The following is a 20,532-nucleotide window of genomic DNA, read 5'->3' as shown; positions in this document are numbered from 1 at the left end:
GCCAAAATGTTTGTCTTACTTGCCGATGACTTTCAGGAAATGATCGATCCCGGCCTGGGCGCAATCCTGATCCTGGGGCGGGGTGCCGGAACTGACCCCGATGCCGCCGACGACATCCCCGTCTACCGAAACCGGCAATCCACCGGCCACAATTGACAAGCGGCCGTTGCATTCGGAATCAATCCCAAAGGCGACCATGCCCGGCTGGGCGACGGCGGCGTATTCGTGGGTGGCCTTGCGCGCACCTGCGGCGGTGAAGGCTTTGTCCTGGGCAATGGTCGTGCTGGTGACCTTGCCGCCATCCATACGTTCAAATGCAATCAAAACACCGGATTCATCGGTAATTGCGATACACATCGGAATGCCGATTTCGGTTGCACGGTTGCGCGCGCCTTCGATCAGGATTTTGGCATCGTCGATCGACAGGCGTTTGATTGTCAGCATTGGAGGGGCTCCGGCAGGTTTTAGGGCAAAATGCTCTAGGTTAAAATCTGCGGCATCTTAGGGGGCGGGTTGATGACGGATCAACCTGATAAAACGTCTTTTCACATCGTGGAAGCAACGGCGATCATCCTGCCAAGGTCGCTGGCGTCACTTCCGGCTGGTGCAAGGGCGGCAATGGCACCAATTGCCAGTTCGCGGATTGCCGGTGTCGCCTGATCACGTACCAAAAGCGAAACATCAACCTTTGGCAAAGCAGGCAACTGCGCATCGTCAATAATATGCAGCCCGGCATGTTGTGCTGTGCAGCGCGGCATGACGCCAATGGCATGACCGCCATCAACCGCTGTGATGATCAGCGAGTTTGAATTGCTACTGTGGCTGATGTGAAACGGGATGTTGTGGCTGGTTAAAATCTTGGTGACCGAACTGCGGATGACGCATCCTTCGTGAAACACCGACAGACGCAAGGGCCGCGCATCAAGATCAAATTGCCGGTCGGCCACCCAGACAAGCGGTTCGGATATGACATGAAGGGACGGTGTTTCCAGATCGGCGGTCAGGATCGCAAGATCAAGTTCGCCACTGGCAACGCGTTTGCCAAGATTGCGGCTGAGATCGGCATGGCAGCTTATTTCCGTATCGGGCAGGCGCAATGCCGCCACGCGCAGAATTTCCGGCAGATAGACCGCCGCGTAATCATCAGGCAATCCGATGCGTAAAACCGAAGGTGCGGCATCCAGAAGATCGGCCAGCATTTTGTCGTTCAGGCCGATAATACCCTCGGCATAGGATTTGACGACAAGGCCGGTGGTGGTCGGGGTGATGCGTTGGCGATCACGGGTGATCAGCGGTGCCCCGACGGTTTCTTCAAGTTTTTTGATCTGTTGGCTGATGGCAGGTTGCGTGCGCAAAAGCCGTTCGGCCGTTCTGGTGAAACTTTGCGTTTCAAGTACGGTCAGAAAGGTTCTGAGCAGGTCAATATCGACATTAAGCAGGGCCATAAGCGCAATTTATCCCGACGATAAGGCGAAGCAATTTCACTTCGATATAGCATCGCTGCAAGATAAGTGCATCAGCCAAGGCATGTTTTGCACAAACCGGGGAAACCCCCGGGGCCGACATCGCCACCGTTTCGAAAGACCCGACCATGACCCAAGCCATGCATTCAGCCGGAAGTACGTCTGTTGCTCCCTCCGCCACCACGGGAATGGGGCATGGCCAAAGCGGAGTCTTACCATTGGTACAGTCCACAATCTGGGCGGTTGTTGCCCTTGCGGTCTCGGCAATTCTGATGGGGCTTGGTCCGGTCTTTGTGCGGTTTAGCGGTGTTTCGCCCGATGCCTCGGCTTTTTGGCGTGTTGCGCTTTCGGCCCCGCTTTTGGGCGCAGTCGTCTTTTTGATGCCGGCGGGATCATCATCCCGGTCCCTTGATCGCCCGATTACGCCCCTGTCAAACCGGGTGGGTCGCCTTGCCGGTGTTTTGACCGGCAGGGGGGATGCGGGCCTGATGATCCTTGCCGGTCTTTTATTTGCCGGTGATCTGGTGACATGTCATATGGCGATTGAAATGACCACGGTCGGCAATGCCATTTTGCTTAATAACCTGGCGCCGGTGATTATCGGGTTATTGGGCCTGTTCGGGGTGGCACGCAAGCCCGGTGTGATGTTTTGGTGCGGGGTGCCGTTTGCGATTATCGGGGGCTATTTCCTGTTTCGCGCCAGCGATGCCGGGGCGGGATCAATGCGGGGCGATGCCTTTGCGGTTCTGGCGGCATTTTTCTATGCCGGGTATCTAATTGTGATTGCGCGGTTGCGCCGCCATCACAATGCGACTTCGATCATGTTTTGGAGCACCCTGACCACCGTGGTTGCCCTTGGCATCATGATGGCGATCAAGGGCAATTTTGTTTTGCCACCCGATATAACCGGTTGGCTTTCGTTGCTCGCACTTGCGGTTTTGGTTCATGCGCTGGGGCAGGGGCTTGTTTCGGTTGGGCTGAAACGTGTGGACGAGGCAACCGGATCGATGATTTTGCTGTTGCAGCCCTTTGTTGCATCAATCCTTGGCGCGGTCATTCTGGGAGAGATGCTGAACCAGTGGCATATCATGGGCAGCGGATCGGTGATTGTTGCGCTTTTGATTGCAACAAGGCGTCGCCGAACGTTATAGGCGGCAGGGGGCAAAGGGGCAGTTTAGCGCGCAATCATGAACCATAATGTGCCCAGTGGCAGCACGGTTGCGATAATGCCAAGCACGGTCCAGAGCTTGACGCATTTGCCATAGGCTTCAGGCATTGTTGCTTGGCCCGCAGCAGCAGTTTTGGCCGCCAGCTTTGACATATAAAGCTGTAACGGCAGCAAGCCGGTCAGCCATAAAACCGCCGCCATGGCAAACAGGCTGATGCCGATCGTCAGATGCGGACTATCGGAAATTGCGATGCCCCCGGCATGAAACAGGCCAATGCCGCCAATCACCACCAAGGCAGCACCTAGTGCGGTAAAGGCCAGATCGGTGATATTCACCAGCCGACAGGCAAAGGCGATGATCACCGGATTGCCGGTACGATCGGCAAGGCTTTTCCACACCGCCGTTACGATGATATTGCCCAGAAACAAGACAGCACCCAGCAGGTGAATGAATTTGACGGTGGTGTATTCCATGTGCGGGGTCTCTTGATTTTGCCGAGGGTCTGGCGTTTGAATTAATGGTGTTCAGGCGCGGTCAAATCTTCGGCCAGTAATCCCAGAACAAAATCATCAAGATTCTGATCGGCGGGCGGCACTATCATGCCGTCAATCACCAGCATGGCGATGCCATGTGCGCGGCTCCATGCGGCAAGTGCGCGGTTATAGGCCGTTGCGGCCTCGTTAAGCGTCATATTCGCGCTGCGATCAACCGAGGTGACGGCGCGTTGCAAGACATCAAATGCATTGTCGGCGGCCTCGCGCAATTCGGGATATTGATCAAGCGGCGGACGTTCCCGGCCAAAGATCAGGCGAAAATGTTGCGGGAAATCGACAGCAAAATGGACATAGGCCGCGCCAAGCGCCATGACGCGTTCTTGGTGGTTTTCAACCTGTGCTGCAACATTTTCCAGCCTTTCGGCAAAGCGTTCCAGCGCATCAATCGCCACTGCCGCCAAAATGCCATCCTTACCGTCAAAATGGCGATAGGGCGCGGCCTCTGAAACTCCGGTCAGGCGTGCCAGACGGCGCAGTGACAGACCACTTGGGCCTTCTTTGGTCAGGATGTTTTCAGCTTGTTGCAACAAAACATTGCGGACGTCACCGTGGTGGTATTTCCCCATAAGCTCGTATCTCGTTTTTCTTATGTTAACTTTGTTAACATTATAGGCTTGATCCCCTAAATACAAGCAAAAAAGAACCGCCCATCGGGCGGTCCAGTTGGTTCTGGGGAGGCATGTCGTTGATTTGGAAGCCCCGGGTCGGAAACCGGGGGAAAGCAAAATATCTGAGCGTGCGGGCGGTGAGCCGGGGCGCCTGGTGTTGGCTCAGGACTTGGTAGCGGCGTCGGTTGGCGTTGTGTCGGTGGCTGCACCAGCGTTATCGGCGCTATTGGCGTCATCGGGTGCTTTGGCGTCCGGGGTTTTGTCGGTGTCGCTGTTTGATGTGGTTTTGGGCGCGGTGTCGCTGGCGCTGGCGGCAGTATCGGATGACGATGCATCGTTTGTGGCGCTGGATGTGTCGGATGTGGTTTCGGTCGGCGTGGCGGGCTTGGCCGGGGGGGCATCTGATGCCGGTTTGTTGTCCGTATCCGGTGCGGGCGCCGAGGTCGTCGCCGCATTACTATTTGCGGTATCCGTATCCGGGGACTGTGTGGTGTTGCTATCCGCCTCAGACGTGCCGCCGGTCGCGGGCGTTGCCGGATCGGTTGTTGTGGCCGGGGGCGTTGCGGTGTCCGATGCCGGGGTTGCGTCCGGGGATTGGGTGGGGGCGGCTGTGTCGGCCGTTGGTGCTGTGGTCGTATCTGCATTGGCATCAGCATCAGCATCAGCATCAGCATCAGCCGCAGTGCTCGTGGTGGCATCGGCGGTTGGTTCTGCTGTCGTTGCTGGCACCGTCGCTGCCTCGGTCGCAGCGGTATCATTGACGGCTGGCGCTGCAGTTGCGTCGGTTGGGTTTGTGGGCGTTGCCGCGTCGGTTGCAGGTGTCGCAGTTCCGCTGGCATCCGTTGTGGTGCTGGCCGGAGTGGTGGAAGGTGTCGTCGTGGCGGTATCCGTAGCTGCCGCAGTTGCCGGGACTGCTGTCGCTGTCGGTGCTGCATCGGCTGGTGTTGCCGTTCCCGTCGGGGCTTCGGGTTTGGTGTCTGGCTTGGTATCAGGCTTGGTATCAGGGGCGGTCGATAGCGTTGCCGAGGGGGCTGGTTTTGCCGGGGCGGATTTGTCGTGATCGGGCCGGATCAGGAAGCGATCAGCCAGGGTGTCGCGCCCGATCAGCAGCGGCTGGGAGATACCGGGCATTTCAAGCAGGCCCAGTTCGACATCGCATTCGACATTTCGCAAAAGCATCCGGGTGCGGATTACGGGCGCACGCACGGGGGTGCTGTTGGCATTGGTGGTGACCTGACGGAATGTCGAAACCGGCATGGAAAGCTGCCAGGTGATTTGGCGCTGGGTCAGTTTTTCGGATTTTTTGGGTGCACTGTCGACGGTGAGAGAAAAGGAAACGGTCGATGGCGTGGCCGGGGTGGTTTCGTCGCCTGTGTCCATGCTGGTATCGTCGTCATCATCGGGCATCGGGTCAATGACAAGGTCTTTGACGAACAGGCAGCTTTGCGGTGCGGCACCAAGGATCATGGCGGGCAGGGCCGCAATGCCCCAATCGGGCAAGTCGACCGGTTCATCGGCATAAAGGACGGTGCGATTGCCCAAACCAGTATCCCGACCGGCAGGCTTTGACGCCGAGGCCGGTTTGTTCGCAGATGCCAGCATGATGAGGGCTTTGTACAATGTCGGGTTCATGCACCGTTGACGATGCGAAACCGGACTTGTGACAAAGTTAACCGATTAAATTGACGGTGCGTTGGAGAAGGTTATTTGTTGCGGTTCCAGCCATCACACTGGCCGCGATGGCGCAGCAAATGATCGGCCAGAACGATGGCGGCCATGGCCTCGCCAACCGGGACGCCGCGAATACCAACACAGGGGTCATGGCGGCCCTTGGTGACGACATCGACGTCTTTGCCAAAGATATCGACACTTTTGCGCGGGGTTAAGATCGAGCTGGTCGGTTTGACGGCAAAGCGCACGACAACATCCTGACCCGATGAAATCCCGCCAAGAATGCCGCCAGCATGGTTGGAGCCAAAGATCGGTTTGCCGTCTTCGCCCATGCGCATTTCATCGGCATTTTCGATGCCGGTCAGTTCGGCAGCTTCGAACCCGTTGCCGATTTCAACACCTTTGACGGCATTGATGGTCATCATCGCCTTGGCAAGATCGGCATCAAGTTTGTCATAAACCGGATCACCAAGGCCGACCGGAACGCCGGAACAGACGACTTCGATCACGGCACCGACGCTGGAACCGTCTTTGCGCAGGCCATCAAGGTATTCTTCGAAGACCGGAACGGCGGCTGGATCGGGGCAGAAGAACGGGTTGTTATTAACCTCGTCCCAGTCCCAGTTATCGCGGTTGATTTCCTTGGTGCCCATTTTGACCAGCGCACCCCGGATTTTGATGTCATCGCCCAAAACCTTGCGGGCAATTGCACCAGCGGCCACTCGCATCGCGGTTTCGCGTGCCGAAGAACGCCCGCCACCACGGTAATCGCGAATGCCGTATTTTTCCCAATAGGTGTAATCGGCATGGCCCGGGCGGAACTGGTTTTTAATCTCGCCGTAATCCTTGGACCGCTGATCGACATTTTCGATCATCAGGCCAATCGGCGTGCCGGTGGTTTTGCCCTCGAACACGCCAGACAGGATTTTGACCTGATCGGGTTCGCGGCGCTGAGTGGTAAAGCGCGACTGGCCCGGTTTGCGTTTTTCAAGAAACTGCTGAATGTCGGCTTCGGTCAGGTCCAGAAGCGGCGGCACCCCGTCAACGACACAGCCAATAGCCGGGCCGTGGCTTTCGCCAAAGGTGGTGAAGCGAAACAGGGAGCCAAAACTGTTGCCAGCCATTTCAGATATCCAGAAGTCAGGTGTTTCAAGGCAAAACGGGCTGTCAGCAAGACAGCCCGTATCGTCATATCAAGTTCAGATCAGGATTTCTGAACGTTGATGTCAGGTGCGTCGGCCTGTTTCATGCCAACCGTGTGATACCCGCAATCAACGTGATGGGTTTCACCGGTGACACCGGTCGACAGATCCGACAGGAAGTACAGCGCCGAACCACCCACTTCATCAAGCGTGACGTTGCGGCGCATCGGCGAATTGAACTCGTTCCATTTAAGGATATAGCGAAAATCGCCAATGCCGGACGCGGCAAGGGTTCTCATTGGGCCAGCCGAAATGGCGTTGACACGAATACGATCCGGGCCAAGGTCATTGGCAAGATATTTTACGCTGGCTTCAAGGGCTGCTTTGGCAACGCCCATGACATTGTAATGCGGCATGACTTTTTCCGCCCCGTAATAGGACAGCGTCAGCATCGAGCCCCCATCGGTCATCAGCTTTTCCGCGCGCTGGGCGATCGCGGTAAAGGAATAGACCGATATGTTCATCGACATTGCGAAGTTTTCTGGCGAGGTATCGACATAGCGCCCGCGCAATTCGTTTTTGTCGGAGAAACCGATGGCGTGAACGACGAAGTCGATCTTGCCCCATTTTTCTTTCAGGGTTTCAAATACGGCATCCATGCTGGCGGCGTCGGTGACGTCACACGGCAGGACAGTATCGCTGCCAACGGACTCCGCCAGGGGGCGAACACGTTTTTCAAGTGCTTCGCCCTGATAGGTGAAGGCAACCTCGGCGCCGGCCGCAGCCACAGTACGCGCAATACCCCAGGCAATGGATTTATCATTGGCGACGCCCATAACCAGGCCTCGTTTGCCGGCCATCAGGCCGGAAATATTTTCAGCGGAAAAGCTCATTTTCCCTCTCGTTCCCACGATCTCTCTCTCTGGTACGGTTGCCGCGCGGAATAAAGCTGCGACCGTCACAGAAGGCATTAGACATTGGGCGCATCCTACACAAAGCCGGGCCAAGGTCAATCTGGCCTGTTTTATCTTGTGTCGTCACGCTATCCTGATTAATTGACGACACTATAACCGGAAAATGCGTAGGGATAAGTGTTTAATGGTTCCATTTGGGCAAATACTCAACGACCGGACCGGTTTTTGGCGCTATGCAGCCATGCGGTTTGTGTATGACAAGTCGGTCCAGCGGGCGGCGGGATTATCATATACGACATTGTTAGCGATGGTGCCGTTTCTGGCGATTGCGCTGACAGTTCTGTCGGCCTTTCCGGTTTTTGATCAGTGGCAAGACCAGATCATGGGGGTTGTGTTAAACAATTTCCTGCCGGAAACCGGGGCGCAGGTCACCGACTATCTGGGCAATTTTTTAAAAAATACCGGTCAAATGACGGCCGTTGGAACCATTGTTCTGGGCCTGACGGCGGTGATGTTGCTGGGCGCCATCGAAAGCGCAATGAACGAGGTTTTCCGCGTTACCAGCCCGCGCAAACTTTTATCGCGGCTTGTCGTGTTCTGGACCATGTTGACGGTCGGGCCGATGCTGTTGGGGCTTAGTCTGTCGCTGGCGTCTTATATCTTTGCCATGCGCCATCTGGTCGGGGGCGAGGCCCTTGGTGCGCAGATCGGGCAATTGACCTTTTTGGCGCCGTTCCTGTTGTCGGCGATTGCGTTTTCCCTGTTGTTTATCGGCATGCCGAACCGGTCGGTCGACATTATCGATGGTTTTGTCGGTGGTCTGGTTGCTGCGGCCCTGTTTGAGGCGCTGAAAAAGGGATTTGCCTTTTACGTTACCAATTTCCCGACCTATCAGACGCTTTATGGTGCGGTGGCCATCGTCCCGATTTTCCTTTTGTGGATGTATGTCACCTGGATTGTGATCTTGCTTGGCGCGCAGGTTGCGGCTGGCCGGTCTGAATGGCGGGCGGCGCGATCCGCCGGTCTGATCCCCGATCCGCGCGGTGCAATTCCCGGCCAGATGGAGCGGATCATCGCGGTTCTGCGCGTGTTGGAATATTTGCAGCACCGTTTCCAGGACGCATCCAAACCGCCGACTTATCGCATGTTAATGAAGGAACTGAAACTGGGGGGGCGCGACCTTAACTGGGCGCTGGCGGCCCTTCGTCGGGAAAAGCTGATTGACCGGTCGGAAAGCCATCGTTGGCTTTTGTCGGGCGATTTGTCGCGGATTACGCTGGTGCAGTTGATGACGCGGATTGGGCTGTTTTTGGATTATGACCGGTTGCTTTTGGTTAATGCCGATGGGGGCTGGCCTGGCGCGGTGCGGGATCGGTTGGTGGAGCTTGAAAAGAAACGGCAATCGGTTCTTGATATCGATATTGCTGCCTTGCTTGATCTGCCAAAGCCCGATGATCAGGTGCCTGAAATCGTAAAACCCGATGCACATCAGGAAAAACCAAACGAGATCGGGCCAAAGGATATGGCGCAAACCATTGATTAGGGCCAGAACGGGCGGCTTTCAGGCCTGCCGGTTTATCTTGCCGGGACTTATGGCGGGATTTGTTGTGGTCTGAACTTGATCCAAAGCATGGGCTTGGGCCGGTATAGAAACCGAAGGGGCCAGCGCCAGTGCCGCCATATTGTTTTCCGATCTGAGGATTTCATCGCCAATGGCGGCGTTTTTGCGCAAGACCCTGTCAATCATTGTCGGCAGAAGGGCGTTGATCAGGGCACAAAACCGTTCGGGCCAGCCGATCCGAACATCGGTTTCGTGGCTGTCGATGGCTTTGAGGATGCGAAGGGCGACATGCAGCGGGTTGTCTTCGGCAATGTCTTTGCGCCGGTTCAAAATACCGGCCTTACCATTGTTAAGCGGTGTATGCACCGCCCGCGGGGCGATGTGACTGATGGTAATCTGCGTGCCGATCAATTCACGGCGCAGGGCGTCGCTGAAACCTTTTAGCCCGGATTTGGCCGCGACATAGCCGGTCAGATGGGGGGGCGCGATCAAACCGGTCATGCAGCCGATATTGACGATCTGGCCACGATTGCGCTTGCGCATTTCGGGCAGAACGGCCTGTGTCAGGCGCATCGGCACCAGCAGGTTAAGGGTTAAAAGTGCGTCGTAATCCTGATGTTCGGCATGATTGAAATCGGTGGTTCCGGCCATGTTGATCAGGATATCGGGCGTGTTTTCACGCAATGATTTACATGTGGTGTCGATATGTTCCATCAGATCGCCCTGTGTGCCGCGATCATAGGTGCTGACCTTGGCGCCGCGTGCCATCAACAGGCAAAGCAAGGGGACCCCGATGCCGCCGGTCGCCCCGGTCAGGTAAACCGTTTTGCCATCAAGCGACATTTTCATGCCGCCGTTTATGCGCGGTGGTGACATGCAGGGGCAAAGTCGAAAGGCCATCTTTGTTGGGGCCTTGGCTTTGAAGGCGGAGGGTGGCGGCGGGATGGCCGGGGGCGGTATTATTTGGGTAAAGCATGCCTATGTGGCCCTTGACTGCGACGATGGCGCATTCTGACAGGGCAAACTGACAGCAACCTGAACGAAATTTATACCGTGGCGGCGTTACGGGGTATCGGGCTGGGGGGCTTTGGCGTTGTCTTTGTTTTTCTCTTTTTCTTTCTCTTTGTTGATGCCTGTGTCTTTGCGGGTCAGTTCAATCTGAACCGGGCCATCCGTGCTGCGTAAATGAAGGTCGCGCTGCGGGAAGGGCAGTTCGATATCGTGTTCCTTGAAGCTGTCCCAGACATTAAGCAAGACTTCGCTGATAATATTGCCGCGCCCGTTTTGCGGGTCATTGATCCAGAACCGGATTTCAAGATCGACCGAATTGTCGCCAAAGCCGCGTAGCAGGGTATTGGGGCCGGGATTTTCCAAAACGCGGGTGGCTTTTGCAGCGGCCTCGTTACAAAGCGCGATCGCGAAATGCGGATCACAGTGATAGGCAATGCCAACCGGCACTTTAAGACGCAGTTTAACGTCTGTGTGGCTCCAATTTTCAACCTGGGTGGTGATTAAATCTTCGTTCGGGATCAGGAAATCGGTGCCATCACGCGTGCGAACTGCGGTGTATCGCGCCCCCAATGACTGGATCCAGCCAAATGTTTCACCAACCGCAATCACATCGCCGGGTTTGATTGACCGGTCAAGCAACAGGATAACGCCACTGATCAGGTTGGCGACAATCCGTTGCAGGCCAAGGCCGATACCGACACCGATGGCACCACCAAAGACGGCAAGCGCGGTCAGATCGACACCGATGGTCGAGAGCGCAAACAAAACCGCAATCGACAGCAGAACAAGTTTTAACAGCTTGGCCATCAAAACCTGAATTGAAGGGGTCAGGCGGTGGACTTTTTGGATGCGCTGTTCAAACAAGCGCGAGGCAAAGGACGCCACCCACAAAAGGATCGCCAGCGACAGCATCGCCTTGACGATGCCAAAGACCGATACCCGAAACTGCCCGATATGCAGGGCAAGGCTATCAAGCAATTCAATGGTGGGTTCCAGCCAGCCGACAATGTTTAGCGCGGCAAGCCCCCAGGCCATGATCGCGATGCTGCGCGCCCAGACCGGATCATTGACCATCGTCGTGCCCAGCCGGATGACGATCCAGGCATTTAAAAGACTGGCGACCAATCGCAGAACATTGTGCGGGTAATCGGCCTGTATGGCGATGGCATCAATCAACCAGATCAGCAGGACCAGAATGACCGGAAAGGCAAGATTGGGCAAAACCGCAATCAATCGTCGGAAACCGGCATAATGTAAAAGTGCCCGCCAGTTTTGCAGGCGGGCAAGCTGACGGGCGACAACCCCGCGCAACAAATAGGCCGGGATAACGGCGACCATACAGGCGGCAATCTGCAACAGGATCGGGATCAGCAGGATATTGGTTTCGACCCAGATGATGGTTTGTTCAAACCAGGTCACAAGCTGATCAGGATTCCAGAATTGTTCCATATGTCCCCTGTATGCGATTGCCCGATGGAATATCTTTCAATTCTATATGGTAACGCAAAACCATCCCTGCGAGATAGCGCAAGCTTTGGACGTCATCATGATTGAGGTGATGCGGGGGATGTTTAGATTCTATGCCTTGCTGGCGGTGTCACCTGTGATTTTCCATAGCTTTTCTTGACGATAGATAGAGAGCTATCTAAGTATTGTGCGATATCTTGAAAATCCTTCGGCAGGTGTTCCCCATGACAGTTTTAAACGATAGCAATGCGGCCCGTGAACAATTCGGTTTTTGGCTGGGGATGCTGGCGCGGCAATGGCGTGCCGAGGTTGATCGGCGTTTATCGCCCTTTATCCTGACTGAGGCGCGGTGGATGATCCTGTTTCGGTTAAGCACAGCAGACCATGATTTGACCCAAAAGGAACTGGCCCGCATGGCAGGGGTACAGGGACCAACGCTTGTGCGGACACTCGATTGGCTGGAGTCAAAGAAATTGATCGAACGGCGCGAGGTTCCCGATGATCGTCGTGCCAAAACCGTTCATCTGACGGATAAGGCTGCCCCGGCCCTGCGTCAGATACAGGCCGTGATCCATGGCGTGCGGGCCCAGATATTTGCCGATGTTTCGGATACGGAAATCGAGCAATGCCTTGCGGTGTTTAAAAAGATCGGCGGGCAGTTTGACGCGTTTTCCGGTGCGGTATTGGATAAGGACATCATCATGGTTGGGCAGGGCAAAAAAGAATAAACCGGTTGGTCACCTTGGAGCCTGTTTGGGGGAAGGCTTAGTCGGGGGCCTGATTACGCAGAGCTTCCTTTTCCCAGCGTTCCGTCATGACGGCGGCCCCAAAACCTAGTCCACCAAAAATCGCAAGGCTTATCGTCACTGCAGGCAGAAGGTTTTCCAGCGGCATGAAAGTTGGCGAGCCCCCCGGCAGGGATAGCCAAACCATTGCGGCACTGCCCCATAACAAACCGACGGCGGCCATCCCGATCCCGACAAAAACAAGCCGTAAGCCTGACAGGTGTCTCATTGCGTGACCTCGCGCCGTTCGATAGAGCCGTCGTGATGGATTGCGACTGTTTCCCGTGTTTGATCGTCACGGGCAAGGGCAATGACATCGGCGGGTTTTCGTCGCAAAAGCGTGATGATGTCGTTGGCCGGGATGTCGCCAATCACATGATAGCCAGCAACACGCCCCATCATGCAATCGCGCATTGGTGCGGGGGCGATCATCATTGCGCGTTGTTCTGAAAGGGACAGGTTGTCGACCTGTGTTGCGCGAATGTCGAAGCCCTCAGCCGTAAGGTTGCTTTGCCAAGGGGCAGTATTTTTGCAATCGGCTGTATATGAAAGCTCAAACGTTGGGCGCGATATTCCCCCAAACGCCACCAACCCGATCAGAGCAAGACTGGCCAGTAGGGAAGCAAATGCAATTAGTCGCATAATTCCTGCCTTTGTCAGATAAAACGTGCAAAGGCAGAATGCCCCTTTTGCGGGGGCAGAGGCTTGAGGCTGGTCAAGCCGAGAAGGAAGGCGCGACGGCCCCGGGGGTTATCGCGCCTTGTAGGGATGTTTTTCCGACCATTCGCGAACGAAATCGACCAGTTCATCATCGCGTTCTTCGGGCAATTTAACCGTCAGATGCACATATTGATCGCCGCGTTTGTCACCCCGGTTATAGGGGGCGCCCTTGCCGCGCAGGCGCAGTTTAGAGCCGCTATTGGCGTTGGCGGGCAGCTTCATATTGACCTTGCCGTTGATCGTCGGCACCTCGATCGAGCCGCCAAGAACGGCTTCGGCCAGGCTGATTGCCAGATCACAATGCAGATCATTGCCTTCGCGCCGGAAGACCTTGTCGGGATGGATATGCAGTTTGATCAGGGCGTCCCCGGCGTCGCCGCCATTCATCCCGGTCATGCCCTGGCCTTTCAGGCGCAGTGTTTGTCCATCCTCGCTTCCGGCGGGGATGCTGACCTCCAGACTTTTACCACTGGCAAGGTTGATGCGTTTGGTGGCGCCGATAATGGCCTCGGCCAGATCAAGGCTGAGTTCATAGGAAATATTCGGGCCTTTGACCTTTTCCGGGCGTCTGTGGCCGCCAAAGCCAGCGCCGGGATTACCACCGCGTCCGCCCTTGCCGAAAATTTCGTCAAAGATGTCTTCGGCATTGGCACCGGAAAAACCGAACGGATCATCGCCGGCATAAGCGCGTGCGCCGCCTCGGCCGTCAGCATGACCACCACCACGCGCAAACGGGCTGGTTTCACGACCATCGGCATCGATTTGACCGGTATCGAATTTCTTGCGGCGTTCCGGATCACCCAAAAGGTGATAGGCCGCAGAAATTTTTTTGAACCGTTCTTCAATTTTGCTGTCGCCAGGATTGACGTCGGGGTGAAGTTCACGCGCAAGTTTGCGATAGACCTTCTTGATCTCGTCCTGGGGGGCGTTTTTGGCAACGCCCAATATTTTATAGGGATCCTGCATCGCCTGACCGGTTGGATTTGAAATAAGTGTAAAGCTATTATTAGCCCGTCTTGAGGGTGACAAGATAGGCATTTGTCCAAGCAAATGTCTTTGACATCCATCAGATATGAAAAAGCGGCGCCATTCGCAAGGAATGCGCCGCTTTGAATTTTATGTTCGTCGGGTCAGTTTACGACCTGCCAACTGCCATCGGGTTTACGGCATGCGGTGCCATAGGCCTCTTCTTCCTTGCCACCGATTACAACGGTTTGCTGATATTCGCGGCAATATTCCTGGGTTTCCGGTTTTTGATAGGTGCGTGTTGGCGTCACCGTACCGCGGACACCGGTATCAGGGTTGTTCCAGCTTGATGTCTGGCCGGTAGCGGCGCTTTCCAGTGTGCGCTGGGTGCTTTGTGCCATGATGGCACGGTCGGCATTATCAAGCGATTTACCGACTTCGCTGCCGATGAAGGCACCGGCAAGTGTGCCCAATGCCACGCCGACAAGCTGTCCGGACCCTTTACCGAACTGTGCGCCGGCAACAGCACCGCCAACCGCGCCCAAAAGGGTGCCTGCGGTTTGTTTCTGGCCCTGATCCTGGGCGCAACCGGCGATGAATGCCGTCATCATGACGGGGATAATGATATGACGAAATTTCATATTTTTCTGCCTACCTTGTCTTTCCTGTCCCAACCGATATGTTCTGTATTTACGGACCGATCTTTTTGCGCCATCTCACGTAAATGCAAAACCCGTATCTTTCAAATTTGGTGCGGATTTTGAACTATCAAAGGAATCCAGACCCCAATGGACGAAAAAAATACGCCAAAAATGGGGCATGAAGCCCATGCCGTACCATTCGATTTGTTTGACGTGTGGTTTAACGACGCGAAAAACAAGGAAAAACCATATCCTGATGCGATGACGCTGGCCACAGCCGATGCGCAGGGGCGACCATCGGCGCGTATCGTCCTGCTTAAGGAATTTGATCAACGCGGGTTTGTATTTTATACCAATTATGAAAGCCGCAAGGGCAGCCAGCTTGGCGAAAACAGTTTTGCCGCCCTGTGTTTCCACTGGAAGTCGCTTGAAAAATGCGTGCGGATCGAAGGCGCGGTGACCAGGGTTGATGCGGCGGAATCCGATGAATATTTTGCTTCGCGCCCGCGTGGCAGCCAACTTGGCGCCTGGGCGTCGACCCAGTCGCGCGCGATGACGGGTCGGTTCGATCTGGAAAAACGGGTTGCCGAATTTACCGCCAAATTTGGTTTGGGCAAGGTGCCGCGCCCGGAACATTGGGGCGGGTTCCGACTTGTCCCGGACCGGATTGAATTTTGGGCCGAGGGAAAATTCCGCCTGCATGACCGTCAGCTTTATTCCCGCGACGCAAATGATGCGGGCTGGGACGTTCAGAAACTGTTTCCATAGGTTCTTGTGATGCCCGCAATTGCAAAGATTGCGGCATTATGGATCGACCAAAATAAAACGCGCGGCCCAGATTATGGTTCGCGCGTTTTTTATGTCGGTCTATTCCGTCTTGCCCCGTGTTATCCGGGGAGGGAGCAGGACAGATTTATTTCGGTTCGGGCGGGCAGAAAACTTCCTGCAGCACGGCAATGACCTTCATGATTTCAGGGTCGGCCAGCGAATAATAGATGGTTTGCGATTCCCTGCGGGTTTTCACCAGTCCATCGCGGCGCAGGCGGGCCAGATGTTGTGACAGGGCAGATTGCTTGATGCCAAGTTCGCCTTCAAGGGTGCTGACCGATTTTTCGGCCAATCCCAGCGAACATAAAATCATCAGGCGCCACTCGTTCCCCAGTGTTTTGAGAAATTCGGCTGCTTCGCGCGCATTTTCATGCAGGTTTTTATAATTCATCCAGGGGCATCCACTCTAATCGTCGGTTCGGCATTTTTTTGACGTTCTATAACCGACAAGTCGGACAAATTATATGAATTATCGGAGTTCTGAAACGCATTGGTTTGATGTTACACTGCTTTTTGTCGCCACATAAGCAATTCGTTATGGTTGCCGGTGCGGTCATGTGAATGAGCTTGAACCCTAATCGCCTGATTGTGTTGAACATACGGGGGATTTTGTAAAAGTTTTGATCTTGAACAAGGAAAGATGCATTGGATGGTTGCAGGCTGTTCCTGTTTGACGCCTTGTCGAAAATCGAATTCGTAGGTTCAGACCCTAGACATCAATTTCGGGAGTGAGTGTGATGGCCATAAGAACAATTCTGGCCCCAGTGGCGGGTTCCAACATTGATCAGCGTGTGTTGGATTTGGCGTTTCGAGCGGCCAAACGGTTTGATGCTCATCTTGAGGCACTGTTTGTTGCTGCTGAGCCGCAGGATGCCATTCCGATTGTTGGCGAAGGCATGTCCGGACTTATTATTGAAGAAATGATGCGCGCGGCCGAAGCCGAAACCGTGCGCCGTGAAACGCGTGGTCGTGCGGCCTATGACGCGGCACGTGATGGGGCTGCTGTGGCCGAGGCCGGGGCACCGATGTCCGATCTTCAGCCGACCTGTGCCTGGCGCCGCGAGAGCGGCCGCGAAGATGAAACAGTTGCCCGACGGGGCCGGTTGTTCGATCTGGTGGTGATCGGGCGTGACCCGCGTGAAGCTGCGGCATCGCTGACCTTTGATGCTGCTTTGATGGAAACGGGCCGTCCGTTGATGGTCGCGCCGGAAAAAACGCCGGAAACCATTGGCGAAAAAGTCGTCATCGCGTGGAATGGCGGTGTTGAATCCGCACGTGCCGTAACATCGGCGATGCCGCTTTTGCGGACGGCAAAGGAAGTCACGATTATCAGTGTCGGTGATGTTCCGCATGGCCGGGCTTGCGCCAAGGCATTGGCCGAACAATTCCTGTGGCACGGAGTCGAGGCCAAGGTATCTGAACTTCCCGATCAGTCAAATGTTGCTAGTGCGTTGATATCCGAAGCAGATAAGGTTGGTGCCGATTGCATCGTTTTGGGCGCCTACAGCCATTCACGGTTCAAAGAAATGATCCTTGGTGGTGTGACGCAGGATATGCTGGCAAAATGCGACTTACCGTTATGGATAATGCATTAACCTTTTGGGTGGGTAACAGCCTGAAATCCGGATGATTTTTGGTCTACCCATTTGTATGTAGCAAAAAAGGCGCAGTCTTCTGCGCCTTTTTTGTTGCGTATGCGAAGAAAACCCGCCACCGTGACCGAAATCTTACAAAGACGGAACCCCGATTAACGAGGTGTTTCGCATAGTGGAAGACAACGTCTGGCAGGGGAAAGCCCATGTTATCACTTCGCGATGTCATTGATTTCGCCTCTATGTCCGAGGATCTGGCCCAGGAATTAACCCGCCAGAATATTGGTTTGCCTGATCTTGGTGCGGTGGTTGCCGGTTTATCGGATATCGCCAATGGCACTGTTAGCGGTTGCAGCGCAGCACCCTGTGCTGCGGCCTGTATTACCAATGACATGGATGTTGAATAAGGCCTGATCAGCGCCATAAACGCTGTTGCCATCGATCATAAAAGATCGATCTGGCCATCATCATGCTTTGCCGGTTGGGCTATACCGGGTGCATCTTCATGCCAATTCAGAACATGATCGGGCACCGGACCCAGCATGTGCCGTACATCGGCAAAACCATTGTTGCGATTAAGCCAACCAGCAATGTGGTTTGGCCCGATCACGGCGGGCATCCGATCATGGATATGCGCAATCGCATTGGCCGGTCGGCAGGTGGTGATTGTGACCTCGCATCCGTTTTCCAATCCGGCAAACAAAAACGGCTGATGGCCGGGCAGGGTGATTGCGGTTTTGTGTTTCCCCCTGCCATCCTTGCGCCATTCGTACCAGCCCGTCGCCGGAACAAGGCAGCGCCGTTCAAGAAGTGGGCGAAATGTCGGTTTTTGATCAAGGGTTTCGGCCCTTGCATTGATCAACGGTGTGTTTAAGGTTGAAATCGTTAGTCCCCAATTGCGGATGCCAGCCGTATTGCCCGCAAGTATCACGATAACCGGGTCTGTGGGGCGACGGGTACCCGACAGGCTTTCAAATGCCGCATCAAGGTCTGGCCCAACCTTATTGCCATTATCCTTGTCAGTTTTATTCTCAGCCCTGTTTTCTCGGCTTCTTTCTGGCTCATTCCGGCTGTCATCATCGACACCGGGTTCAGACATGCGGTGGAATGGGCGCAGGATATTGCACAGATCAAGTGCAAAGCGTGCCTGCAGGGAATAAATATCGCTGTTAAGGTCGTATCGGCTGCACATTGAATGGCTTACGGTGGATTGCTTGTTGTGACTTGGGACGTGTGGAATTGATAAGGATCATAGCTGTTTGACTGGTTATAGTAAAACCTGCGTCCTATATAGGGGCAGATCCTTGGCGGGGCATTGCATCGATGGGGACTGATCCTTCATTGCATCGGGATGCGATGCTATAAGAATATGAAATGCGGACAAACGCGCCCTGTGGCGCGGGATTTGAAAGAGCCACCAAATGAATGCCACTGCCCCAAAAACGATTGTTCTGACCGGCGCAAGTCGCGGGATCGGCCATGTGACGGTCGGTTATTTTGCCGCGCGCGGTTGGCGGGTGATTTGTTGTTCACGTGAAGCCCCGCCACCCAGTTGCCCGCGTGACCCGGCACAGGGCATTCATATTGCGGCCGATCTTTCAAAACCCGAAGATGTCGACAGGTTCATTAAACAGGCCAATGACGTTCTGGGGGATGATCCGTTGCATGCGTTGGTCAATAATGCCGGGGTATCGCCCAAGACCCCGTATAAGGAACGCTTGGGCTGCCTTAACGGTGATATTGCCGCCTGGCGCGATGTGTTCGAGTTGAACTTCTTTACCCCCCTGACGTTGTCGCGGGGATTTGCGTCTGCGCTTCATCGTGGCAAGGGGGCGATTTGCAACATTACCTCGATCGCGGGGCATTATGTGCATCCCTTTGCCGGGTCGGCCTATTCAACGTCAAAGGCCGCATTGTCGGGTCTGACGCGTGAAATGGCGGTGGAATTTGCCGAACTTGGCGTACGCGTCAATGCGGTTGCGCCCGGTGAAATCAAAACAGCAATGATTTCGCCGGAATACGAGGCATTGGTACCGCGTATCCCGATGAACCGCATGGGAACCCCCGAGGACGTCGCCGCCGCAGTACTTTATCTGGTCGGAGAGGACAGCAGCTATGTCACCGGCACGGAAATTTTTGTCACCGGCGGGCAGCATCTTTATTGATGCGCATTGCATGACGGGGGCGATCAATCGAAAAAACAGCCGGGATTTTCCGGCTGTTTTCAGGTTCGGTTGGTAATGGAATAGGCAGGATCGTAATCGACATTTCCAACCGGGATGTCGTCGATCAGCGGGCGGGCCATGAAATATTTTGGCGAAACGCCATCCAGCTTCAGATCGGGCAGGGGCGCAAAGCCGAACCGGCTGTAATAATCGGGTTCGCCCAAAACGACACATCCGGCGGCATCATTGACACGCAGCCGTGCGATACCGGCCTGGATCAGTTCCGATCCGATACCCAACCCTTGTCTGTCCGGGGTAACGGCCACCGGGCCAAGGCCAAACCAATCGGTTTGCCGGCCATTAATCCGGACCGGAGAAAAAGCAACACAGCCGACAAGTTCGTTGTCTTCAATCGCGACAAGAGACAGGCTAAGCGCGCCCGTGTCACGCAGGGCATCAACAATCAGATGTTCAGTTTGCTGGCTATGGGGTGCTGTTTCAAAAGCACTGGCCAGCAATGCGTGGATTGCCGGGATGTCTGACGCGTTTTCTTCGCGAATAAGCATATTTGTCCCGTCCCATCCTGTGACAAGGCATCTGCTACTTGCAGATGGTCATCGCACGACTATAACGGGAAAATTTCTTAGGCCAACAGGCTTTTAAGCCAATCGCGCTTTTGCTCCAGCCGACGGGCTTCCATATCAAGCCATCCGGTAAACGGGGCGGCTTCGTTTGAATGCTCTTCACGCAGGGCAAGAACGCGGTCCAGTTCGAGTTCGCAAACATCGTGCAGGATTTCGATCTGGTCGCAGCGTGTTTCTTCGTCAAGCAAATGCAGGAACCGCATTTTAAGTGCCATGACAAGGCGCGATAGCTCGCCGGAGGTATCGCGCAATGTGCCCTGCATCAGTTCCAAAAACTTGTCATGCCCGGCCTTGGTCAAAGACAACTGGGCATCGGAAAATGTGCCGCTTTCGGTGTTTTCGCGGACAAGCCCTTCAAGCTTAAGAAGTTGCAGGGAACTGCCCATCATATCAAGCGACGGACCCATGATATGGGCGGTGAAATGGCGCACTGAATTGGCCAGATCAGCATAGCTGATCGGTTGGTCGGAAAGGGCAAGGGTTCCAAGTGCGCACAGGCGCAGACATTCTTTGGGCAGCAAGGTTCTATCCGAATACATAAACGGTCCCTGTCATGTTGCAGACACCGAGGTTAACGCGAACAGTTATTAATTGCAAGTGTTCGGTGCCGGAGAAATCCCGGCACCGGTAA

At 55.0% G+C, this 20,532-nt stretch carries 24 protein-coding genes; 7 read left to right on the top strand and 17 right to left on the bottom strand.

Going from position 1 to position 20,532, the window contains the following annotated elements; genetic code table 11:
- Positions 1-15: 15 nt before the first annotated feature.
- Entirely contained in the window at positions 16-444 is a 429-nt protein-coding gene (locus TALK_RS10480) for a GlcG/HbpS family heme-binding protein (RefSeq protein WP_085618573.1), read from the bottom strand.
- Positions 445-545: 101 nt separating this feature from the next.
- Complete coding sequence (locus TALK_RS10475; protein ID WP_085618571.1) at positions 546-1,445, bottom strand: LysR family transcriptional regulator; 900 nt, start codon at positions 1,443-1,445, stop codon at positions 546-548.
- A gap of 236 nt (positions 1,446-1,681) precedes the next feature.
- On the opposite strand from TALK_RS10475, the gene TALK_RS10470 reads away from it, so the two are divergent.
- Complete coding sequence (locus TALK_RS10470; protein ID WP_169715000.1) at positions 1,682-2,614, top strand: DMT family transporter; 933 nt, start codon at positions 1,682-1,684, stop codon at positions 2,612-2,614.
- A 23-nt stretch (positions 2,615-2,637) separates the two neighbouring features.
- Here TALK_RS10470 and TALK_RS10465 read toward each other — a convergent pair whose 3' ends face one another.
- From TALK_RS10465 to fabI, 5 genes are all read right to left on the bottom strand, one after another.
- Positions 2,638-3,105, bottom strand: coding sequence for a DUF2269 family protein (locus TALK_RS10465; protein WP_085618567.1), 468 nt, complete (start codon positions 3,103-3,105; stop codon positions 2,638-2,640).
- Positions 3,106-3,146: 41 nt separating this feature from the next.
- Positions 3,147-3,752, bottom strand: coding sequence for a TetR/AcrR family transcriptional regulator (locus TALK_RS10460; protein ID WP_085618565.1), 606 nt, complete (start codon positions 3,750-3,752; stop codon positions 3,147-3,149).
- A 204-nt stretch (positions 3,753-3,956) separates the two neighbouring features.
- On the bottom strand, positions 3,957-5,396 hold the full coding sequence (locus TALK_RS10455; protein WP_169714999.1) for a hypothetical protein: 1,440 nt from the start codon (positions 5,394-5,396) through the stop codon (positions 3,957-3,959).
- A gap of 101 nt (positions 5,397-5,497) precedes the next feature.
- Positions 5,498-6,589, bottom strand: coding sequence for a chorismate synthase (gene aroC / locus TALK_RS10450; protein WP_085618561.1), 1,092 nt, complete (start codon positions 6,587-6,589; stop codon positions 5,498-5,500).
- An 80-nt stretch (positions 6,590-6,669) separates the two neighbouring features.
- On the bottom strand, positions 6,670-7,500 hold the full coding sequence (gene fabI, locus TALK_RS10445) for an enoyl-ACP reductase FabI (RefSeq protein WP_085618560.1): 831 nt from the start codon (positions 7,498-7,500) through the stop codon (positions 6,670-6,672).
- Positions 7,501-7,705: 205 nt separating this feature from the next.
- Here fabI and TALK_RS10440 point away from each other — a divergent pair, with 205 nt between their 5' ends.
- The gene (locus tag TALK_RS10440; protein WP_085618558.1) at positions 7,706-9,064 is read left to right on the top strand and encodes a YihY family inner membrane protein; all 1,359 of its coding nucleotides are present in this window, start codon (positions 7,706-7,708) and stop codon (positions 9,062-9,064) included.
- 18 nt (positions 9,065-9,082) lie between these two features.
- Here TALK_RS10440 and TALK_RS10435 read toward each other — a convergent pair whose 3' ends face one another.
- Both TALK_RS10435 and TALK_RS10430 read right to left on the bottom strand, forming a co-directional pair.
- Positions 9,083-9,931 carry an SDR family NAD(P)-dependent oxidoreductase gene (locus TALK_RS10435; RefSeq protein ID WP_245829831.1) on the bottom strand — a complete coding sequence of 283 codons (849 nt, stop codon included), beginning with the start codon at positions 9,929-9,931 and terminating at the stop codon, positions 9,083-9,085.
- A gap of 213 nt (positions 9,932-10,144) precedes the next feature.
- A complete protein-coding gene (locus TALK_RS10430) occupies positions 10,145-11,542 on the bottom strand; it encodes a mechanosensitive ion channel family protein (RefSeq protein WP_085618556.1) in 1,398 nt (465 codons plus the stop codon).
- A gap of 242 nt (positions 11,543-11,784) precedes the next feature.
- On the opposite strand from TALK_RS10430, the gene TALK_RS10425 reads away from it, so the two are divergent.
- Entirely contained in the window at positions 11,785-12,288 is a 504-nt protein-coding gene (locus TALK_RS10425; RefSeq protein WP_085618554.1) for a MarR family transcriptional regulator, read from the top strand.
- Positions 12,289-12,325: 37 nt separating this feature from the next.
- Here TALK_RS10425 and TALK_RS10420 read toward each other — a convergent pair whose 3' ends face one another.
- The 4 genes from TALK_RS10420 to TALK_RS10405 all read right to left on the bottom strand — a co-directional run bounded on the left by TALK_RS10420 (position 12,326) and on the right by TALK_RS10405 (position 14,672).
- Positions 12,326-12,574, bottom strand: coding sequence for a hypothetical protein (locus TALK_RS10420; RefSeq protein ID WP_085618552.1), 249 nt, complete (start codon positions 12,572-12,574; stop codon positions 12,326-12,328).
- Complete coding sequence (locus TALK_RS10415) at positions 12,571-12,987, bottom strand: DUF411 domain-containing protein (RefSeq protein ID WP_085618550.1); 417 nt, start codon at positions 12,985-12,987, stop codon at positions 12,571-12,573. The genes TALK_RS10420 and TALK_RS10415 overlap by 4 nt, the downstream gene beginning before the upstream one ends.
- 108 nt (positions 12,988-13,095) lie before the next feature.
- Positions 13,096-14,031: a DnaJ C-terminal domain-containing protein gene (locus tag TALK_RS10410; protein WP_085618548.1), complete on the bottom strand. Its 936-nt coding sequence runs from the start codon at positions 14,029-14,031 to the stop codon at positions 13,096-13,098.
- 164 nt (positions 14,032-14,195) lie between these two features.
- Positions 14,196-14,672 (bottom strand): RT0821/Lpp0805 family surface protein, encoded by a 477-nt coding sequence (locus TALK_RS10405; RefSeq protein ID WP_085618547.1) that lies wholly within the window; start codon positions 14,670-14,672, stop codon positions 14,196-14,198.
- Positions 14,673-14,819: 147 nt separating this feature from the next.
- On the opposite strand from TALK_RS10405, the gene pdxH reads away from it, so the two are divergent.
- Entirely contained in the window at positions 14,820-15,440 is a 621-nt protein-coding gene (gene pdxH / locus TALK_RS10400; RefSeq protein ID WP_085618545.1) for a pyridoxamine 5'-phosphate oxidase, read from the top strand.
- A 145-nt stretch (positions 15,441-15,585) separates the two neighbouring features.
- On the opposite strand, the gene TALK_RS10395 is transcribed toward pdxH, so the two are convergent.
- Positions 15,586-15,891 (bottom strand): ArsR/SmtB family transcription factor, encoded by a 306-nt coding sequence (locus tag TALK_RS10395; protein ID WP_085618543.1) that lies wholly within the window; start codon positions 15,889-15,891, stop codon positions 15,586-15,588.
- Between the two features lie 346 nt (positions 15,892-16,237).
- Between TALK_RS10395 and TALK_RS10390 the strand changes: the two genes are divergently transcribed.
- Together TALK_RS10390 and TALK_RS10385 are read left to right on the top strand one after the other, a co-directional pair.
- On the top strand, positions 16,238-17,095 hold the full coding sequence (locus TALK_RS10390; protein ID WP_085618541.1) for a universal stress protein: 858 nt from the start codon (positions 16,238-16,240) through the stop codon (positions 17,093-17,095).
- Positions 17,096-17,298: 203 nt separating this feature from the next.
- The gene (locus TALK_RS10385) at positions 17,299-17,499 is read left to right on the top strand and encodes a hypothetical protein (protein WP_085618539.1); all 201 of its coding nucleotides are present in this window, start codon (positions 17,299-17,301) and stop codon (positions 17,497-17,499) included.
- 35 nt (positions 17,500-17,534) lie between these two features.
- On the opposite strand, the gene TALK_RS10380 is transcribed toward TALK_RS10385, so the two are convergent.
- Positions 17,535-18,284, bottom strand: a complete 750-nt coding sequence (locus TALK_RS10380; RefSeq protein ID WP_085618537.1) for an SOS response-associated peptidase — start codon at positions 18,282-18,284, stop codon at positions 17,535-17,537.
- A gap of 229 nt (positions 18,285-18,513) precedes the next feature.
- On the opposite strand from TALK_RS10380, the gene TALK_RS10375 reads away from it, so the two are divergent.
- Positions 18,514-19,257, top strand: coding sequence for an SDR family NAD(P)-dependent oxidoreductase (locus tag TALK_RS10375; protein WP_085618535.1), 744 nt, complete (start codon positions 18,514-18,516; stop codon positions 19,255-19,257).
- A 59-nt stretch (positions 19,258-19,316) separates the two neighbouring features.
- Here TALK_RS10375 and TALK_RS10370 read toward each other — a convergent pair whose 3' ends face one another.
- Together TALK_RS10370 and TALK_RS10365 are read right to left on the bottom strand one after the other, a co-directional pair.
- Entirely contained in the window at positions 19,317-19,823 is a 507-nt protein-coding gene (locus tag TALK_RS10370; RefSeq protein WP_085618533.1) for a GNAT family N-acetyltransferase, read from the bottom strand.
- A 77-nt stretch (positions 19,824-19,900) separates the two neighbouring features.
- The gene (locus TALK_RS10365) at positions 19,901-20,440 is read right to left on the bottom strand and encodes a hypothetical protein (RefSeq protein ID WP_085618531.1); all 540 of its coding nucleotides are present in this window, start codon (positions 20,438-20,440) and stop codon (positions 19,901-19,903) included.
- Between the last annotated feature and the right edge of the window lie 92 nt (positions 20,441-20,532).

It is taken from the genome of Thalassospira alkalitolerans (assembly GCF_002115745.1).
GTDB lineage: Bacteria > Pseudomonadota > Alphaproteobacteria > Rhodospirillales > Thalassospiraceae > Thalassospira > Thalassospira alkalitolerans.
This window is presented reverse-complemented; position numbering and strand designations above follow the sequence as displayed.

Coding starts and splice junctions, on each gene's coding strand:
- TALK_RS10480 (WP_085618573.1), bottom strand. CDS start 444: ATGCTGACAATCAAACGCCTGTCGATCGACGATGCCAAAATCCTGATC.
- TALK_RS10475 (WP_085618571.1), bottom strand. CDS start 1,445: ATGGCCCTGCTTAATGTCGATATTGACCTGCTCAGAACCTTTCTGACC.
- TALK_RS10465 (WP_085618567.1), bottom strand. CDS start 3,105: ATGGAATACACCACCGTCAAATTCATTCACCTGCTGGGTGCTGTCTTG.
- TALK_RS10460 (WP_085618565.1), bottom strand. CDS start 3,752: ATGGGGAAATACCACCACGGTGACGTCCGCAATGTTTTGTTGCAACAA.
- TALK_RS10455 (WP_169714999.1), bottom strand. CDS start 5,396: ATGCTGGCATCTGCGAACAAACCGGCCTCGGCGTCAAAGCCTGCCGGT.
- aroC (WP_085618561.1), bottom strand. CDS start 6,589: ATGGCTGGCAACAGTTTTGGCTCCCTGTTTCGCTTCACCACCTTTGGC.
- fabI (WP_085618560.1), bottom strand. CDS start 7,500: ATGAGCTTTTCCGCTGAAAATATTTCCGGCCTGATGGCCGGCAAACGA.
- TALK_RS10440 (WP_085618558.1), top strand. CDS start 7,706: ATGGTTCCATTTGGGCAAATACTCAACGACCGGACCGGTTTTTGGCGC.
- TALK_RS10435 (WP_245829831.1), bottom strand. CDS start 9,931: ATGAAAATGTCGCTTGATGGCAAAACGGTTTACCTGACCGGGGCGACC.
- TALK_RS10430 (WP_085618556.1), bottom strand. CDS start 11,542: ATGGAACAATTCTGGAATCCTGATCAGCTTGTGACCTGGTTTGAACAA.
- TALK_RS10425 (WP_085618554.1), top strand. CDS start 11,785: ATGACAGTTTTAAACGATAGCAATGCGGCCCGTGAACAATTCGGTTTT.
- TALK_RS10420 (WP_085618552.1), bottom strand. CDS start 12,574: ATGAGACACCTGTCAGGCTTACGGCTTGTTTTTGTCGGGATCGGGATG.
- TALK_RS10415 (WP_085618550.1), bottom strand. CDS start 12,987: ATGCGACTAATTGCATTTGCTTCCCTACTGGCCAGTCTTGCTCTGATC.
- TALK_RS10410 (WP_085618548.1), bottom strand. CDS start 14,031: ATGCAGGATCCCTATAAAATATTGGGCGTTGCCAAAAACGCCCCCCAG.
- TALK_RS10405 (WP_085618547.1), bottom strand. CDS start 14,672: ATGAAATTTCGTCATATCATTATCCCCGTCATGATGACGGCATTCATC.
- pdxH (WP_085618545.1), top strand. CDS start 14,820: ATGGACGAAAAAAATACGCCAAAAATGGGGCATGAAGCCCATGCCGTA.
- TALK_RS10395 (WP_085618543.1), bottom strand. CDS start 15,891: ATGAATTATAAAAACCTGCATGAAAATGCGCGCGAAGCAGCCGAATTT.
- TALK_RS10390 (WP_085618541.1), top strand. CDS start 16,238: ATGGCCATAAGAACAATTCTGGCCCCAGTGGCGGGTTCCAACATTGAT.
- TALK_RS10385 (WP_085618539.1), top strand. CDS start 17,299: ATGTTATCACTTCGCGATGTCATTGATTTCGCCTCTATGTCCGAGGAT.
- TALK_RS10380 (WP_085618537.1), bottom strand. CDS start 18,284: ATGTGCAGCCGATACGACCTTAACAGCGATATTTATTCCCTGCAGGCA.
- TALK_RS10375 (WP_085618535.1), top strand. CDS start 18,514: ATGAATGCCACTGCCCCAAAAACGATTGTTCTGACCGGCGCAAGTCGC.
- TALK_RS10370 (WP_085618533.1), bottom strand. CDS start 19,823: ATGCTTATTCGCGAAGAAAACGCGTCAGACATCCCGGCAATCCACGCA.
- TALK_RS10365 (WP_085618531.1), bottom strand. CDS start 20,440: ATGTATTCGGATAGAACCTTGCTGCCCAAAGAATGTCTGCGCCTGTGC.